The organism is Nonomuraea sp. NPDC049725 (assembly GCF_040674795.1).
Taxonomy (GTDB): Bacteria; Actinomycetota; Actinomycetes; order Streptosporangiales; family Streptosporangiaceae; genus Nonomuraea; species Nonomuraea ceibae.
Map to the genome: position 1 here is coordinate 299,158 of NZ_JBFANJ010000001.1, position 14,566 is coordinate 313,723.

The 14,566-nt window shown below is 72.3% G+C and carries 18 protein-coding genes; 8 read left to right on the forward strand and 10 right to left on the reverse strand.

The window, feature by feature from the left end:
• Positions 1-19: 19 nt before the first annotated feature.
• Genes AB0J53_RS01590 through AB0J53_RS01600 form a run of 3 tightly spaced genes read right to left on the reverse strand, consistent with a single transcriptional unit; the run spans position 20 to position 2,970 of the window.
• Complete coding sequence (locus tag AB0J53_RS01590; protein WP_364167834.1) at positions 20-664, reverse strand: isochorismatase family cysteine hydrolase; 645 nt, start codon at positions 662-664, stop codon at positions 20-22.
• 10 nt (positions 665-674) lie between these two features.
• Complete coding sequence (locus AB0J53_RS01595; RefSeq protein WP_364167836.1) at positions 675-1,547, reverse strand: AraC family transcriptional regulator; 873 nt, start codon at positions 1,545-1,547, stop codon at positions 675-677.
• 19 nt (positions 1,548-1,566) lie between these two features.
• Positions 1,567-2,970, reverse strand: coding sequence for a prolyl oligopeptidase family serine peptidase (locus AB0J53_RS01600; protein ID WP_364167837.1), 1,404 nt, complete (start codon positions 2,968-2,970; stop codon positions 1,567-1,569).
• A 79-nt stretch (positions 2,971-3,049) separates the two neighbouring features.
• On the opposite strand from AB0J53_RS01600, the gene AB0J53_RS01605 reads away from it, so the two are divergent.
• Positions 3,050-3,619 (forward strand): helix-turn-helix domain-containing protein, encoded by a 570-nt coding sequence (locus tag AB0J53_RS01605; protein ID WP_219504544.1) that lies wholly within the window; start codon positions 3,050-3,052, stop codon positions 3,617-3,619.
• 82 nt (positions 3,620-3,701) lie between these two features.
• Here the strand turns inward: AB0J53_RS01605 and AB0J53_RS01610 are convergent, their stop codons facing one another.
• Positions 3,702-4,226, reverse strand: coding sequence for a helix-turn-helix domain-containing protein (locus AB0J53_RS01610; protein ID WP_364167839.1), 525 nt, complete (start codon positions 4,224-4,226; stop codon positions 3,702-3,704).
• A 113-nt stretch (positions 4,227-4,339) separates the two neighbouring features.
• Here AB0J53_RS01610 and AB0J53_RS01615 point away from each other — a divergent pair, with 113 nt between their 5' ends.
• The 3 genes from AB0J53_RS01615 to AB0J53_RS01625 all read left to right on the forward strand — a co-directional run bounded on the left by AB0J53_RS01615 (position 4,340) and on the right by AB0J53_RS01625 (position 7,555).
• A complete protein-coding gene (locus AB0J53_RS01615; protein ID WP_364167841.1) occupies positions 4,340-5,695 on the forward strand; it encodes a serine hydrolase domain-containing protein in 1,356 nt (451 codons plus the stop codon).
• 67 nt (positions 5,696-5,762) lie between these two features.
• Positions 5,763-6,887: a winged helix DNA-binding domain-containing protein gene (locus tag AB0J53_RS01620; protein ID WP_364167843.1), complete on the forward strand. Its 1,125-nt coding sequence runs from the start codon at positions 5,763-5,765 to the stop codon at positions 6,885-6,887.
• 38 nt (positions 6,888-6,925) lie between these two features.
• Positions 6,926-7,555 (forward strand): hypothetical protein, encoded by a 630-nt coding sequence (locus AB0J53_RS01625; protein WP_364167845.1) that lies wholly within the window; start codon positions 6,926-6,928, stop codon positions 7,553-7,555.
• Here AB0J53_RS01625 and AB0J53_RS01630 read toward each other — a convergent pair.
• Entirely contained in the window at positions 7,542-8,471 is a 930-nt protein-coding gene (locus AB0J53_RS01630; RefSeq protein WP_364167847.1) for a GNAT family N-acetyltransferase, read from the reverse strand. The genes AB0J53_RS01625 and AB0J53_RS01630 overlap by 14 nt on opposite strands.
• 108 nt (positions 8,472-8,579) lie before the next feature.
• Between AB0J53_RS01630 and AB0J53_RS01635 the strand changes: the two genes are divergently transcribed.
• Positions 8,580-9,146 (forward strand): RNA polymerase sigma factor, encoded by a 567-nt coding sequence (locus tag AB0J53_RS01635; RefSeq protein ID WP_219504523.1) that lies wholly within the window; start codon positions 8,580-8,582, stop codon positions 9,144-9,146.
• Complete coding sequence (locus AB0J53_RS01640) at positions 9,139-10,317, forward strand: CU044_5270 family protein (RefSeq protein WP_364167849.1); 1,179 nt, start codon at positions 9,139-9,141, stop codon at positions 10,315-10,317. Before AB0J53_RS01635 ends, AB0J53_RS01640 begins: the two co-directional genes overlap by 8 nt.
• Here AB0J53_RS01640 and AB0J53_RS01645 read toward each other — a convergent pair.
• A complete protein-coding gene (locus AB0J53_RS01645) occupies positions 10,314-10,937 on the reverse strand; it encodes a DUF2306 domain-containing protein (protein WP_364167851.1) in 624 nt (207 codons plus the stop codon). The two genes, AB0J53_RS01640 and AB0J53_RS01645, sit on opposite strands and share 4 nt — an antisense overlap.
• A gap of 92 nt (positions 10,938-11,029) precedes the next feature.
• Between AB0J53_RS01645 and AB0J53_RS01650 the strand changes: the two genes are divergently transcribed.
• Positions 11,030-11,446 (forward strand): VOC family protein, encoded by a 417-nt coding sequence (locus AB0J53_RS01650; protein WP_364167853.1) that lies wholly within the window; start codon positions 11,030-11,032, stop codon positions 11,444-11,446.
• 84 nt (positions 11,447-11,530) lie between these two features.
• A complete protein-coding gene (locus AB0J53_RS01655) occupies positions 11,531-12,496 on the forward strand; it encodes a DUF6461 domain-containing protein (protein ID WP_364167855.1) in 966 nt (321 codons plus the stop codon).
• A gap of 293 nt (positions 12,497-12,789) precedes the next feature.
• Here the strand turns inward: AB0J53_RS01655 and AB0J53_RS01660 are convergent, their stop codons facing one another.
• From AB0J53_RS01660 to AB0J53_RS01675, 4 genes are all read right to left on the reverse strand, one after another.
• Positions 12,790-13,089 (reverse strand): helix-turn-helix transcriptional regulator, encoded by a 300-nt coding sequence (locus AB0J53_RS01660; protein WP_219504518.1) that lies wholly within the window; start codon positions 13,087-13,089, stop codon positions 12,790-12,792.
• Positions 13,089-13,436 carry a type II toxin-antitoxin system RelE/ParE family toxin gene (locus tag AB0J53_RS01665; protein ID WP_219504517.1) on the reverse strand — a complete coding sequence of 116 codons (348 nt, stop codon included), beginning with the start codon at positions 13,434-13,436 and terminating at the stop codon, positions 13,089-13,091. Before AB0J53_RS01665 ends, AB0J53_RS01660 begins: the two co-directional genes overlap by 1 nt.
• Before the next feature lie 349 nt (positions 13,437-13,785).
• Positions 13,786-14,202: a PIN domain-containing protein gene (locus tag AB0J53_RS01670; RefSeq protein WP_364167857.1), complete on the reverse strand. Its 417-nt coding sequence runs from the start codon at positions 14,200-14,202 to the stop codon at positions 13,786-13,788.
• Positions 14,178-14,489, reverse strand: a complete 312-nt coding sequence (locus AB0J53_RS01675) for a hypothetical protein (RefSeq protein ID WP_219504514.1) — start codon at positions 14,487-14,489, stop codon at positions 14,178-14,180. The genes AB0J53_RS01670 and AB0J53_RS01675 overlap by 25 nt, the downstream gene beginning before the upstream one ends.
• Positions 14,490-14,566: the final 77 nt, after the last annotated feature.

Sequence of the window (14,566 nt, forward strand, 5' to 3'; positions counted from 1 at the left end):
CTTCCTGCACCGCCGTCGCCTACGTGGCCACCGTCCCATGCGAAGGGCTCGGCCGGGCGGGCCGTACGGCGGCGACGACCTCGCTCGTGTTGAGACTGACGATGCCCATGCCAGCCAGCTCGCGGTCGGCGTCGGCGGTCCATCCGGAGATCGCGTCGCGCACGCCGACGGCCCGCAGGTCGCGTTCGGTCGCGTCGACGAGCGTGGATCGCGGGCAGTTCGGGTAGTTGCAGCCGGCGACGACCACCGTGGTCACCGCGCGTTCGGCGAGGTGTTCCAGCAGTCTGGTGCGGAAGAAGGCGCTCCAGCGGGGCTTGTACAGGATGTGCTCGTCCGGGCCGACCTCCTGCGCATGTCCGGCGAGGAGCCGGTCCGGATCGAGTTCGCCCGCGGTCACGAGGCCGTCGGCGAGCTGGGAGCCCGGCGAGTGCGGGTTGGCCCTGCCACGCAGGGTACGCCGGGACAGGTCGGCGTTGCTGCCGTCAGGCAGGTACAGGCGGACGATGTGCACGATCGGCCGCCCCGCCTCGCGAAAGACGTCCGTCAGCCGCCGCACCGCGGGCAGCACCTCGGCGGTGCCGTCGACGTCGGCCACGAAGTCGCGTTGCAGGTCGATGGTGATCAGGGCGCTGCGGGAGAATTCGGGGTCGGTGTATGCGTCCACGCCGGACACGCTAGGCCGGCGGGCCATGCCGGTCTTGTACGCCGTTGCGCGCGAACCGGCCCGGCGTGGCCGCGAACGTACGGCGGAAGTGCCGGTGCAGGTGAGCCTGGTCGTAGAAGCCGCTGTCGGCGGCGGCGCGGGCGACGGTGTGTCCGGCGGCCAGGAGCTGCTGGGCGCATTGCAGGCGAAGCTGCAGCAGATAGCCGTGCGGGGTCACGCCGGTTTCGCGGCGGAAGGCGCGCAGCAGTTGGAAGCGGGGCAGGCCCGCGACGGCGGCCAACTCGTCGAGGGACGGCGTCCGCCGGAGGTCGGCGGCCAGGTGCCGCCGCACCTCGCGGACGAGCAGCGGCGGCGCGGAGGGGATCGCGCGACGCGTGTAGCGGGCGAGGATCTCGGTGCACACCGCGGCGAACTCCTCCTGCGCGGCGAGGGCGTCCTGGTCGTGACGGCGGTGCAGCCGGATCAGGCGGGCGGCCAGCCGTGGGTCGTGCGGAGTCGGGTCGGGAAAGGTGGGCCGGTGCCCGGCGAGGTCCTCCAGCACGGCCGGCGGGAGGTAGAAGACCCGGTAGTCCCAGCCCTCGGTGATGCCGGGGCGGCCGGCGTGAAGGGTGTCGGCGTCGAGGAGAAGCAGTCCGCCCGTGGCCGCGTACTCCGTGGCGCCCCGGTAGCGGACGGCCTCCACCCCGCGCTCGATGGCGGCGACAGCGTACTCGCTGTGCGCGTGGGGACGGAAGTGGTGGGTACGAAAGGACGCCCTCACCAGCCGTACGCCGCCCGGGCCATAGCGGTGCTCGACGACATCACCCGGGCGCTCGTACCGGGCCGGAGCCTCAGCAGGCGTCGGTCGCTGGAGGAAGGCGTCCACGTATGGTCCAACGATCAACGCTCAGATGAGTCACGGGTCAGGGGACCAGCAGCCCCCAGTAGAAGGCCCACGGGACGAAGACCAGGCCGCCGGCCAGCAGCACGCCGAGCCGGGCCTTCTCCCCTCCGGCCGGCGTCCGCCGCCAGGCGAGCGCGGCGAGCACGGTGGCCACGACGACCGCCACCGCCAGCACCTGGAGCGCCAGCCAGATCACCGGCCGCCCCGCCAGCAGGGGACCGGGTGAGGCGAGCTTCCCGCCGCTCATGACCACGCTGAACAGGTAGCCGAACCCGCCCAGCACCGCCACCAGCCCGCCCGCGCTGACCAGGCGCGCGGCCCGGCTGGCGGGGGCCCGCGACGCCCCGCGCAGCCGCCTGACCAGCGCGACCACCGGGTAGGCGAGGAACGCCACGACGAACAGCACCAGCGCGGCCGTCTGCACCGGGGCCGACTCCCACCAGGCAGGCGGCTCGACGGGCCGGGTGCGCGACGCCTGCTGCGGCTCAGGGCCGGACACGTCGGCCGTAGGCGCCTTGCCGGCGACGGCCTGCTCGACCCAGGCGCCGACCGCGTCGGCGTAGCCGGGGGCGAGCTCGGGCAGCCGTGTCACACCGCCGTCGGGGGTCCGGTGCGCGGCGTGGTCGGCGTCGGCGACGAAGCGGAACGCGTACTGCCGGTTGCCGCCCTTCTCCAGGGCGGCGGCCATCACGGGCGGGCTCTCCTGCGGCGGCGTCAGCAGGTCGTTCGTCCCCCAGATCGACAGCACCGGCTGGCGCACTGCCGCGAGGACCGCCTCCGCGTCGTGGTACGGCTCGGGGAACAGGCCGCCGTCGGCGATGGCCCGATACAGGTTGTGCTCGGCCCGGTCCACCAGCGACCCGGACACCCCGGCCTTGCGCAGCCCGGCGGCCACGGCCCAGGTCTGCTGGCGCAGCGGCTGCAGGGAGTTCGCGCCGACGAGGACCACGAACGCGATCTCCGGCGACCGCGACGCCGCGATCGGGGCGACCCAGCCGCCCTCGCTCAGGCCCCAGATGCCGACCTTGCCGACCCCGTCCTGCTCGCCGAGGGCGGCGACGGCGCCGAGCGCGTCCTCGGCCAGTTGCTCGTAGGAGCGCTCGAAGAGCGAGTAGCCCTCGGAGCGCTTGTCGTAGATCAGCACGGACATGCCGCGGCGGGCGAACTCGACGGCCTCGCCCATCAGCTTGGTCCTGGGCGTGCCCGTACCGGCTCCGTGCACGAGGACCATCCCGGGGCGCTCGCCGGGGGTGCGGGGGGACAGGACGGTGCCGTGCAGGGTGAGCCCGCCGCTGCCGCGGAAGCTCACCTCCGTGGCGGCCAGGTCGGACGGGACGGCCGGCTCCGGCTCGTCGGCGAGGGCCGCCGCGGGTGTGGCGACCAGCGCCAGCACGACCGCCAATGCGGCGAAAAGTCGTCTCATATCGCCGAATATAATCTGCAGAGACTTCTCGGCAGAGAGTTATCGGCAAATCTCACTCGCAAGGACTAGACTGATCGTCATGAAGGATGAGGAGCCCGAAGAGCCTTCCCTGCTCGACCCGGAGAGACTCAAGGCCCTCGCGCATCCCATGCGCCGGCTGATGCTGCGCCACCTCGGCATCCACGGCCCCGCCACCTCCACCACCCTCGGCGAGCTGCTCGGCGCCAAGACCGGCACCACCAGCTACCACCTGCGCCAACTGGAGAAGCACGGCCTCATCGAGGAGATCCCCGAGCGCTCCGCCGGCAGGGAGCGCTGGTGGCGCAAGTCCGACAGCCCCCGCGACCTGCGCCTGCCGACGGCCGACCAGCTCGCGCCCGAGGACCGGCCGGTGCTGGCGGAGTTCCAGCGCATGGGCCTGGAGGAGGACCGCGAGCTGCTGGAGCGCTTCCCTGCCGCCTACTACCGCGACCCCGACTGGGCCAAGGCGTCGCGCGGCATGGGACGCATGACCAAGGAGGAGTTCGCCGAGTTCTTCGACGCCTACATCGCGCTGCTGCTGAAGTACAACCACCGGCCCGAGGACGCCCCGCCCGGCGCCCGGCCCATCCACGTCCGCCTGTTCGCCCTCCCCGCCGACGAGGACTGACACGACCACGACGGAGCGGATCACCGGCCCCATATGAGGCGCGATGCCGGCCCTCGTCGTCGCGCTGATGTTCGGCCGCTGATCAGGGGCGCGGCTGCGGGATCGTCACGACGCCGAGCGTGATCTGCCGCCGCCCCTCGGCCGGCTCCTTCTCCAGCAGCGGGCCGATCAGCTCGCGCAGCCCCGCGTGGATGCGCGCCACGTCGCCGGGGTCGGCCCACAGGTGCACCAGCGTGTACGTGAGCCCGTCGGCGACCGGATCGTCGGGCGGATTGCCCAGGTAGGCGTGCGCCTGCGCCATCAGCCCAGTCACGAACGCGGTCACCGCCCGGTCATGGTCGGCCGGGGTCAGCTCCCCCGGATCGGGCAGCGCGCCCTGGACCGCGCTCTCGTCCAGCTCGTAGGTGTGCTCGACCGCGCCGCGCACCTTGCGTTCGCCGGTGACGTGGACGACGCCCGCGTCGGTGAGCCACCGGATGTGCCGGTAGAGGCTGCTGTAGGGCACCTCGGGCAGCGCCTGGCGGAGCTGCGTGCCGGTGCGGGGGCCGAGCGCCAGGATCTGCACCACCCGGACCCGTACGGGGTGCAGCACACCTACATCGCTCACTGACGTCCTCCCGATCTCCCGACCCCGGAATCGTAGCGCGGCCGTGGTCATTGATTTCATTTCTGGCTATAGTCTCAAAAATGAAGTCAATCGCTCCCGGAAGGACCCCCGCCATGCCCGATCTGCAAGAACGCCTCACCACGCTCGCCGAACGCCACCGCGTCCCCGGAGCCGTGATCGCCGTCCTGCACGACGACGCCGTCACCGAAGCCGCCACCGGCACCCTCAACCTGCGCACCGGCGTCCCGGCCACCACCGACTCCCTGTTCCAGGTCGGCTCGATCACCAAGACGTGGACGGCCACGCTGGTCATGCAACTCGTGGACGACGGCCTGCTCGGCCTCGACCGGCCGATCCGCGACCGGCTGCCCGGCTTCACGCTGCCCGACGAGGACGCCGCCGCCGCCATCACCGCGCGCCACCTGCTGGCCCACACCGCCGGCTTCTCCGGCGAGGACCTCGACGACTACGGCCGCGGCGACGACGCCATCACCCGCCTCGTCGCCAACCTCTCCCGCGCCGCCCAGATCGTCCGCCCCGGCACCCTGTTCTCGTACAACAACGCCGGGTTCGTCGTCCTCGGCCGCCTGATCGAGGTGCTGACCGGCCAGAGCTGGAGCCAGGCCGTGCACCGGCGGCTCATCGCGCCCCTCGGCCTGCCGGCCACGGTCACCCTGCCCGAACAGGCGCTCCTCCACCGGGCCGCCGTCGGGCACGTCGAGGCAGGCGGCACGGTCCAGCCCGCGCCCGTGTGGTCGCTCCCCCGGGCGCTCGACCCGGCAGGCGGGCTCTGCATGTCCGCCGCCGACCTGCTGGAGTTCGCGCGCCTGCACCTCACGCTCGGCCTCGCCCGCGACGGCTCCCGCCTGCTCTCCACGGCCTCCGCCGAGGCGATCCGCACCCACCAGTCGTCCCCGCCGCCGCTGTCGGGGTTCCCGGCCTCGTACGGGCTCGGCATGGAGCTGTACGCGTGGGACGGCCGCGCGGTGATCGGCCACCACGGCGCCACCATCGGCCAGACGGCGTTCCTGCGCATGGTCCCCGACACCGGCACCGCCGTGGTGCTGCTGACCAACGGCGGCGCGCCCGCCGCCCTCCACGACGAGCTGCTGCTCCCGCTGCTGGCCGAGCTCACCGGCGTCCGCCCGCCCGCCGCCGTGACGCCGCCCGCCGTCCCGGTCTCCTTCGACCCCGGCCGGTACGTGGGCGCGTACGACATGGGCCTGGCCACGATCCGCATCAGCCACGAGGGCGGCCCGTCGCTCACCATGACGATCGTCCCGCACGGCGCCATCGCCGAGGCCGTGGTCACCAACCCGGTCACCACGCTGGTGGCGCTCGACGACACGCACTTCGTCGAGACCGAGCCGGACGGCGGCCTGCATCGCGGCGTCGCCTTCCTGGACCCCGGCGCCGACGGGCGCTTCCGCATCCTGCACAACAGCCGGGCGCTCCCCCGCACGGCCTGACAGCCTCGGACAGCGCGAGCGGCCGGTACCCTTTCCCGACATCTCATGAAAGGACAGGTTCACCGGCATGCCGCTCACCGCCCGGCAGCTCAACCGGGCCACCCTCGACCGGCAACTGCTCCTGCGCCGCGCCCCGCTCGGCGTCAGCGACGGCATCCGCCGCATCGCCGCCCTGCAGGCCCAGGAAGCGGCCTCGCCCTACCTGGCCCTGTGGAACCGGCTGGCCGGCTTCGACCCGGCCGACCTCGACGCCGCCTTCGCCACCGGGACCGTCGTCAAGGCGACGCTGATGCGCATCACCCTGCACGCCGTGCACGCCGCCGACTACCCGGCCTTCCACGGCGCGATGCGGGCCAGCCTGCGTGCCGTCCGGCTGTACGACCGCCGCTTCACCTCGACCGGCCTGACCGCCGACGACGCCGACGCCCTGCTTCCCCACCTGGCCGCCTTCACCGCCGCCCCGCGCACCGCCGCCGAGATCGAAGCCCTCCTGGAGTCCCGTCTCGGCGATTACGGCCGCCGCATGTGGTGGGCGCTGCGCACGTTCGCGCCCCTGCGCCACGCCCCCACCGGCGGCCCCTGGTCGTTCGCCGGCCGCGCCTTCGTCGCCTCGACCACGCCCCCGGCTGCGGAGGGCGACTCCCTCCGCCACCTGGCCCTGCGCTACCTGGAGGCGTTCGGCCCCGCCACGGCGCCCGACCTCGCCCAGTTCACCCTGCTCGGCCGCCCGGCCGTCCGCCGCGTCCTCCAGTCACTCACCGGCCAGGTCGTCGAGCTCGACGGCCCCGGCGGTGTCACGCTGTACGACCTGGCCGGCGCCTCCCTGCCCGCCGCCGACACCCCCGCCCCGCCGCGCCTGCTCCCCATGTGGGACAGCATCCTGCTCGCCTACGCCGACCGCAGCCGCGTCATCCCGCCCACCTACCGCCCCCTGGTCACCCGCCGCAACGGCGACGTCCTGCCCACCCTCCTGGTGGACGGCCACGTCGCCGGCGTCTGGCGCCCGGTCGACGGCGGCATCGAGGCAACGGCCTTCCACCCGCTGGACGAGGAGACCTGGCAGGCCCTCGCCACCGAGGCCGCCGCCCTGACGACCTTGCTGGCGGCCCGCGACCCGGCCACCTACCGCCGCTACGCCCACTGGTGGACCAAACCCCTCCCCACCGCCCAGGTCCGCATCCTCCCGGGCTGACGGCGAACAAGTGCGGCATTCGGGGCATCCAACCTGGCATGTTGATCACGTTGCTCGCCGCCACGCTGGCCCTGTCGCCTGTCCAGGTGCCCGAGAACTTCCTGTTGACCGAGAAGGAAGCCCGTACCCCGCTGTCCGAGATGGAGAAGTCGGAGGTGTGGTGGAAGATCAGCGACAGGAGGACCGCGCCCCTCACCCTGAACCCGTGCGGCCGCAAGCGCGTCCCGGCGGCGGGCCGGGCGGCGGTGCGTACGATCACGCACGACACCAGCGCGCCCTCGCACTCCGCCGAGCAGCTCGTGATCCACCGGAGCGAGGCCGCCGCCAGGAGCGCCATGCGCGGCCTGCTCGCCGACACCCGCCGCTGCCGCACGAAGCCGGACGGCAAGCCGTACTCGTGGTCCGGCGACGGGAAGACGCGCTGGGAGGTGGCGCGCACGCGGGTGGGCGACGAGGCGGCGCTGGTCCGGCTGATGATGTACGACAAGCTGAACAAGGAGTGGGCGCCCCTGCTGTCGGGCATCGCGGCGCGCAAGGGCCGGGCGCTGATCCTCTACACCGGCGACCTGGACACCCTCGGCCACTCGCGGAAGGGCGCGGTCAAGAAGCTGCGCGCGTCGGCCTCCCGCATGGCGGCCAAGGTGTGCTCGCTGCCTAAGGTGTGCTGACCGGCAGGTCGTTGGACAGGTTGATGCGGATCTCCGTATTGCGGTATCCGGCGCGCCGGAACGCGGCGGCCATCGGGGCGTTGCCCACGTCGGTGGTGGCCGTGACGCGCGGCTCCCCGTTCGCCGCGTGGAAGCGGGTGATCTCGGCCAGCACCTCGTCCACGTAGCCGCGCCCCCGCAGCTCGGGGACCACGCCGAGGTAGCCGACGTTCCGGTTGTACGGCGTCGCCGACGGGATGGCCAGGCCCGCGACCTCGCCTTCCGGTGTGTACGCGACCCGCCACCACGCACGCTCGCCCGGCGCGTCCAGGTAGAAGCCCATCTCCTCGCGGGCCGTCGCCTCGACGCCGTTGGCCGCCACGCTCGCCCGGGTGTGCGCGTCCAGGCTGCCCTCGGCGATCCGCGCGAACACGGCCAGGAACTCCTCGTCGGACGCCTCGGCGAACCGCAGCGTGCCTGCCGTCGCGGGCACGCCGTCGGCGGGCGTCCACTCGAACTGCAGCCGTTCGACCTCCCTGGTGAGGCCCGCGGCGTGCGCCGCCGCCCGCCGCCACGCCACGGCGGGGTCGTCGCGCCGGCCGCCGGCCACCTTGATCGCGTACTGCACCGGCTCCCCGAACCCGGCCAGCGCGGCCCGGACCAGCGCGGCGGCCACGGCGGCGCGATCACCGGCGGCGGGGTCGACGTCGAGGCAGTCGAGCGCGATCGGATGCGTGCTGTCACCGCGCCCCCACCACAGCGCCCGGCCCACGACCCGGTCGCCGTCCTCGGCGATCCACGTCCATTCCGGCCGGTACATGCCCTCGGCCAGCTCCGCGAGATAGCGGTCGGCGTCGATCCACCCGACGGGCTCGGTCACCGTCCAGGCGGTCACCCGGTCGAGGTCGTCGGCGTTGACGCTGCGGTAGGAAATCACTTCCGCACCCTAACGGCAGGACGCAACCGGGGAGCGGCCATCGGGATAGAGGGATATGTCAGCGTCTCGGACACGAGAGGAATCCATCATGGGGCTACGGCCGGCGTGGTGAGCCGACCCGCGGAGCAGCTCGACGACTCGGCGATCGTCGCCATCTCCTCGCACGACCCCGAAGCGTTCGGCGAGCTGTTCCGCCGCCACGCGCCGCGCCTGCACGCCTACGTCAAGCGCCGCCTCGGGCCCACGCTCGCCGACGACGTCGTGGCGGAGACGTTCGCCACGGCGTTCCGGCAGCGGGAGCGGTTCGACGGGCGGGCGGAGTTCGCCGCCTGGCTGTGGGGCATCGCCGCCAACGCGATCGCCAGGCACCACCGGCAGGAGACCCGCATGTACAAGGCGTTCGCCCGCACGGGCGTGGACCCGGCCGAGGACGGCATCGCCGACCTGGTCGGCGACCGCGTGGCCGCCGCCGCGCACGCCCCCCGCCTGGCCAGGGCCCTCGCCACGCTGAACGCCCAGGACCGCAACGCCATCCTGCTGCTGGCCTGGGGCGAGCTGTCGTACGCCGAGATCGCGGCGGTCCTCGGCCTGCCCCTCGGCACCGTCAAGGCCAAGATCCACCGCGCCAGGGCCAAGCTCCGCAAGGCCATCCCGAGGGAGGACCACGATGGATGAACTGAACGCGCTCCGCCGGATGCGCGTCTCCCTGGCCGAGCAGGAGAGCCCGGAGACGCTCGCCCTGCGCACCGACTGGCGCGCCACCCCGCCGCGCCGCCGCCGCCGGGCGCCCGTGATGAGCATGCTGGCGGCTGCCGCCCTGGTCGCGGCCACGCTGGTCGCCGTCGCCCTGCCATCGTCGCGGGACGAATCGCCGCGGGACGACCGGCCCGCGCCCCTCCCGGAGAACGCCCTGCTGGTGGCCGCGGCCAACGTCCGCGCCGACCCGCCCGGCACGTACTGGCACACCACCCGCGTCAGCGGGAAGATCTACGCGGTCGGCACGAGCGCGGCGAACCACTACAAGGTCGATTCCAGGATGCGCTACGACCAGTGGACCGACCGTTCCGGCGCGTCCTGCACCGCGCTCCGGGACCTGCCCGCCCGCCCCTGGACCGCCCGCGACCGGCGCAGATGGCAGCAGGCGGGCTCGCCCGCGAAGGTACGGGAGCCCGGCGGCGGCACCCTGTTCTTCGAGGCGTCCGGCCACGAGCCGGCCTGCCGCCGGATGAGCGACCCGCGCGTCCACGGCATGACGCCCCGCGACCTGGCCGCCCTGCCCACCGACCCGGAGTCGCTGAAGGAAGCCCTGCTCGACCTCGAAGGCAACTGGGAGCCCTACGCCCCGAAGGTGAAGAGGCAACCGATTCGCGCCCTCGACGGCGAGGCCCGCGTCCGGGCGCTCAGCGACGTGGCCGGCACCCTGCTGGCCCAGGCCCCCGCCCCACCGGCCGTCCGCGCCGCCGCGTACCGCATGCTCGCCACCCTGCCCGGCGTCACGATCGAGGGCCGCGCCCCCGACCCCCTGGGCCGCACCGGCGTGGTGATCTCCCTGCCGCTGGAGACGACCATCCCCCTCGGCACCTCGACCGCGCCGCAGCAGCTCGGCACCTACCGGCGCCAGTGGATCATCGACCCCGCCGGCGGCACCCTGCTGGCCATGCGCGACCTCGTGGCGACACCCCCACGCGGCTCCCGCGCCCTCCCGCCCGGCGACGACGGCAGACCGCGCCGCCTGACCGCCGCCACCCAGCCCGAACGCTTCCACCAGCCGGGCGAGGTGTCCGCGTACGAGACGTACGAGGTGGAATGGACCGACACGCCACCGGAGAGCGGCCGGCCTGGCTAGCGGGCGCCGCGCCGGACCACCCATTCAGCCACCACCACATTGATCACCCACCCGGCACCGAGAAGCAGCGCCTTGGCCGACTCCCCCGGAACCCCCACCGCGGAAACCCACAGCGCCTGCGTGAATGCCTGGGTCCCCGCCCCCAGGCCGATGGCGTACCCCCGGATCATCCACGCCCGATGCCGGGCGACCTCCCGCCGCCGGATCGCGGCGAACCCGAGCACGACGCAGACGGCCATCGCCGTCCCGAACCCGACCCTGATGCCCGCCAGCAGCCACCCGTCCTCAGGACGGACGGCCATCCACACCCCCGTGAACGCCGCGACCAGCCCGAACCCGACCAGCCCCCGCCCCACCCGCCGATGCCAGCCGTTCCCCCGGCGCCCCCGTAACTTCGGGACGAACTGGAACGCCCCCAGCACGGTGTACGCGGTCACGCAGAGAATGTGCGACACCAGCGGCACCGGCATCCCGGAAGCCGCGCTCTCCGGCATGCCCACCGGCCCCCCGGCCAGCTCGACCATCCGCATGCCCCCCGCGACCAGCGGGACGACACCGAGCCCGATCAGCCCGGCCGGAACCCGCCACCCGCCACGCGTTGCCGCCTTCGCATCCCTCATGTCTCCGATGGTGACGACCGGCGCCCCGAACCACCTCAGCCATAAGATCCCGCCCCGAACCGTACTTTCGGCTGATGAGACAGTGACCAAGCATGGACACCACCGGGATGCTGCACCACGTCGAAATCTGGGTCCCCGACCTCCGCCGGGCCCGGACCAGCTGGCAATGGCTGCTGGAATCGCTCGGCTACGTCGCGTTCCAGAGCTGGGCCGACGGCCGGAGCTGGCGCCTGGGAGCCACGTACATCGTCCTGGAGCAGTCCCCCGCACTCACCGCCGGCCACCACGACCGCTCCCGCCCCGGCCTGAACCACCTCGCCTTCCACGCCGGCCCCCGCCCCCGCCTGGACGCGCTGGTCGAACGAGCCCCCTCCCACGGCTGGACCCTGATGTACGCCGACCGCCACCCGTACGCGGGCGGCAGGCAGCACTACGCCGCCTACCTGGAGAACGAGGACGGCTTCGAGGTCGAACTGGTCGCCACCACCGAGCCCTCTGAGCCCAGGTGACTCCTGCTGCCCGGCGAAATTGTCCTTCCCCTCCGCCATGATTGCTCCGCTCGCATCCGCTCACGTGATCCCGAGGGAGCCGTCATGACCGCCAACGCATCCGCCGGATGGTCCGATCTGGGGTGGCACTCCTGGGACGACCTCGCCCTCGTCCGCGCCAGGCTCGACGCCGGCGCCGACCCGAACGACGGGGCGTACCCGTACACGCGTCCCCTGCACGCCGCGGCGGAACGCGGCTCCCCGGAGGTGATCGCCGAGCTGGCCGCCCGGGTCGACGACGTCGACGCGGAGTGCGAGGGCCGCACCGCGCTCTGGGATGCGGTCTTCAACAAGCGGCCCGGGAACGCGCGCGCCCTGGTCGCCGCCGGAGCCGACCCGTGGCGCCCCATGATGAACGGCTGGTCGCCCGGCCGCCTCAGCCTGGCCGGCTCCACCCCCGGCCTGTTCTTCCCCTTCCCCCCGGGTCACCCGAGCCTGACCGAGGCGGAGGCCGCCGCCGTCGCCGAGGCCGACCGCCTGATCGCCGTGCTGGAGGAGCTGGAGGACGAGGACGGCTTCAGCCTGGCCTGCGTCCGCGGCATCACCGCCGCCGAGGCGGCACGCCGCCTGGCCGCCGAACCCGCCGACGAGGCGGAGGTGGACGAGATCCTCGAAGACCCCTTCCACGACGAGGCACTGCGGCTCATCGGCGTAACCGACGTCCCCGGCGGCTGCGTCGTCAGCCAGGCGTCCGGGTACATGGCCGACGCCCCCGGCGTCATGAAGGCCCTTTCCGCCGGTACGGTCGCGTACGGCATGTTCGCCAACCCCAAGAGCGGCAACCAGGGCTGCGTCTTCCGCGACGGCGAGGTCGTCGACTGGGACACCCACCCGGGCGGCGGCAACGTCTCCCCGGACGCCTCGGCCGAGGAGATCCTGCTCGAGTTCCTGTACGAGGGCCACGCCGAGGCCTACTGCTTCGCCGCCGCCGCCCTCCGCCCCACCGACACCCGCTCCCTCACCAGCCCCGACACCCACCTACGCCTGCCAGAAGCCGACTACTGGCCCTGATCCAACCGCTTCGGCGGGTGCCTCCGTGATTCGGCCTACGCGTTCGGGGCTCATGGCGCAACCTGTACCGGCCCGAAGTCCCCACTCGTAGGCCGGCGCGCCTCGGCGTATCGCGCAGGGTCAGCCTTGATTCTGGCTGTGGCCCGCCAGCCTGCGATGACCTCATGGGCGACGGCGTCGACATGCGGCTCGGCCTCGTCGGAAAGTGCTCCGCCGAGCTCCAGCTCGAAAGTACGAAGTTCGTCGGGAGCCAGGTGGCGAACCCACGGTTCATCTCGCGTCACGGATCACCCTCAGGCCGCAGGAGCACGTGGAAGGATCCGTACTTCCAGATCGGCGTCCAGAGCTCGGGCCAGGCGCTCGAGGACCGGCAACGTCGGAACGGTGCCTCCAGCCTCGAAACGAGCCACGGCCGACTGCGTCATGTCGGCAGCCCGGGCCAGCTCGCTCTGACTCCAGCCACGGGATTCCCTCATGCGCCGCACTGCCCGACCGAGTTCGAAGGCAAGACGAGTCGCATCGTAAGCCTCGGCCGCACCCGGCTCGGACAGCCGCCGATCCCGGAGATCGGCCCAATCGGTCCGCTCGGTCATCACCACTCCTCGTCTACCGAGTGCGCCTCGTCCCTACAGCGGTACAGCGCCCGCCGCGCCCGGTCAACTTCTCGATCTTCCCTCATTCGCGTTTTGCGGAAGACGGTCAGAAGGATGACCCGCCGCTGCGGTGCGATCCAATAGCTGATCCGCATGGTCAGATCATCAAGGTAGAACCGCAGCTCGCGCAGCTTGCCATCAAGCTGTCGCGTGTATGGGTCCCCGAGGAGCGGACCCTCCGCCGCCAACAAGTCGATGTAAAAAGCCGCACGCGCGAACGACTCCGCCGATAGCTTCTCCAGCCACTCCCGAACCTCCGGCTCGAGCTCCACGGTACCCCAGGCCATAGCAACGATGCTATGGCCGCGCGAGCACAGCGTCCTGCGATTACCAGGATTCGGCTACTAAGAGTCACGTACCCGAGTCGCTCTGCAAACCGCTACGCCTCACCGGGCCTCAAGCCGACCGGCCAGGCCACGCCCTTGCCAGTGCCGCAGAAGGATGTCCCCCAGGCCCGCACCTCACCCACCAGAGTTCCGGCGCCGCGCGGTCGAGCTCGCACGCCAAGGCGACAAACCACTCGTCCAGCTCGCCAAGACCTGCGCGTCAGCCGGTCGCGCCTGCAGAACTGGCTACGACAGGCCGACGCCGACGACAACCGCGGTGCCGCCGACATCCGTGCGGCCCTCACGCAGCCTAGACAGCGACCACCTGCACTGCTTTCCCGCACAGCTTGCTCATATCGTCCTCATCAGACGTCAGGACGACGGCAGGGCGCACCGAACGCAGCGCGGTGGCCGCGACCACGGCGTCAATGGCGTACTTGTGCCCATGCAGCCGGGCATCTCGAAGAAGCTCGATCACTCGCGAGGAGATGTCCTCGGTCACCGGTTCGATCTTCAACCGGGACAGATACCACCTGAGACGATCCCCTTTGACCCGAACGTCTTGCGCCTCGATCGGCGTCATGGCGCTGACCACAACCCGAAAATCGTTGTCCTGCGCCTCCCTGACGAACGCCGTCACCCGCTGGTCGGCCTCGCACCACTTCACCAGCCCCTCGCAATCGAGGACGACGGTGCCCGCGCTCAACCGGCTTCGTGCGCGCGCCATGAGTCCTCCTCTTGGAGTTCGGGCGCGGACTTCACGTGGCGGAACAACTCCGCCGCCTCGTCACGCAAGTCCTGCGGGATGGGCCCGGAGGCGGCCTCGTTCACCTGCAGGGCTTCCTCCAGAAGGTCCCGCTCGATCTGACGCTCCACAGCGGCATCAACGTAGGCGGAAAACCCGCGGGCCCCGACCCGCTCTCGGACAGCGCGGATGTTGCCCGTTCTCAGAGACACACTGACCTTGGCAGCCGGACCGTCCCCCGGCCCGAAGTCTCGCTCTGGCATGCTCATGGCCTGAGTTTACTACTCGAAGTAGCAAAACACTGGATCCGCTCTGGTGGCTGGTGAGCCCACCTGGCGTCACGCCT

Bases quoted from the DNA above. Each gene is read 5' to 3' on its own strand.
- AB0J53_RS01600 (WP_364167837.1), bottom strand. From the start codon at position 2,970: ATGAGACGACTTTTCGCCGCATTGGCGGTCGTGCTGGCGCTGGTCGCC.
- AB0J53_RS01605 (WP_219504544.1), top strand. From the start codon at position 3,050: ATGAAGGATGAGGAGCCCGAAGAGCCTTCCCTGCTCGACCCGGAGAGA.
- AB0J53_RS01615 (WP_364167841.1), top strand. From the start codon at position 4,340: ATGCCCGATCTGCAAGAACGCCTCACCACGCTCGCCGAACGCCACCGC.
- AB0J53_RS01620 (WP_364167843.1), top strand. From the start codon at position 5,763: ATGCCGCTCACCGCCCGGCAGCTCAACCGGGCCACCCTCGACCGGCAA.
- AB0J53_RS01625 (WP_364167845.1), top strand. From the start codon at position 6,926: ATGTTGATCACGTTGCTCGCCGCCACGCTGGCCCTGTCGCCTGTCCAG.
- AB0J53_RS01640 (WP_364167849.1), top strand. From the start codon at position 9,139: ATGGATGAACTGAACGCGCTCCGCCGGATGCGCGTCTCCCTGGCCGAG.
- AB0J53_RS01645 (WP_364167851.1), bottom strand. From the start codon at position 10,937: ATGAGGGATGCGAAGGCGGCAACGCGTGGCGGGTGGCGGGTTCCGGCC.
- AB0J53_RS01650 (WP_364167853.1), top strand. From the start codon at position 11,030: ATGGACACCACCGGGATGCTGCACCACGTCGAAATCTGGGTCCCCGAC.
- AB0J53_RS01655 (WP_364167855.1), top strand. From the start codon at position 11,531: ATGACCGCCAACGCATCCGCCGGATGGTCCGATCTGGGGTGGCACTCC.
- AB0J53_RS01660 (WP_219504518.1), bottom strand. From the start codon at position 13,089: ATGACCGAGCGGACCGATTGGGCCGATCTCCGGGATCGGCGGCTGTCC.
- AB0J53_RS01665 (WP_219504517.1), bottom strand. From the start codon at position 13,436: ATGGCCTGGGGTACCGTGGAGCTCGAGCCGGAGGTTCGGGAGTGGCTG.
- AB0J53_RS01670 (WP_364167857.1), bottom strand. From the start codon at position 14,202: ATGGCGCGCGCACGAAGCCGGTTGAGCGCGGGCACCGTCGTCCTCGAT.
- AB0J53_RS01675 (WP_219504514.1), bottom strand. From the start codon at position 14,489: ATGAGCATGCCAGAGCGAGACTTCGGGCCGGGGGACGGTCCGGCTGCC.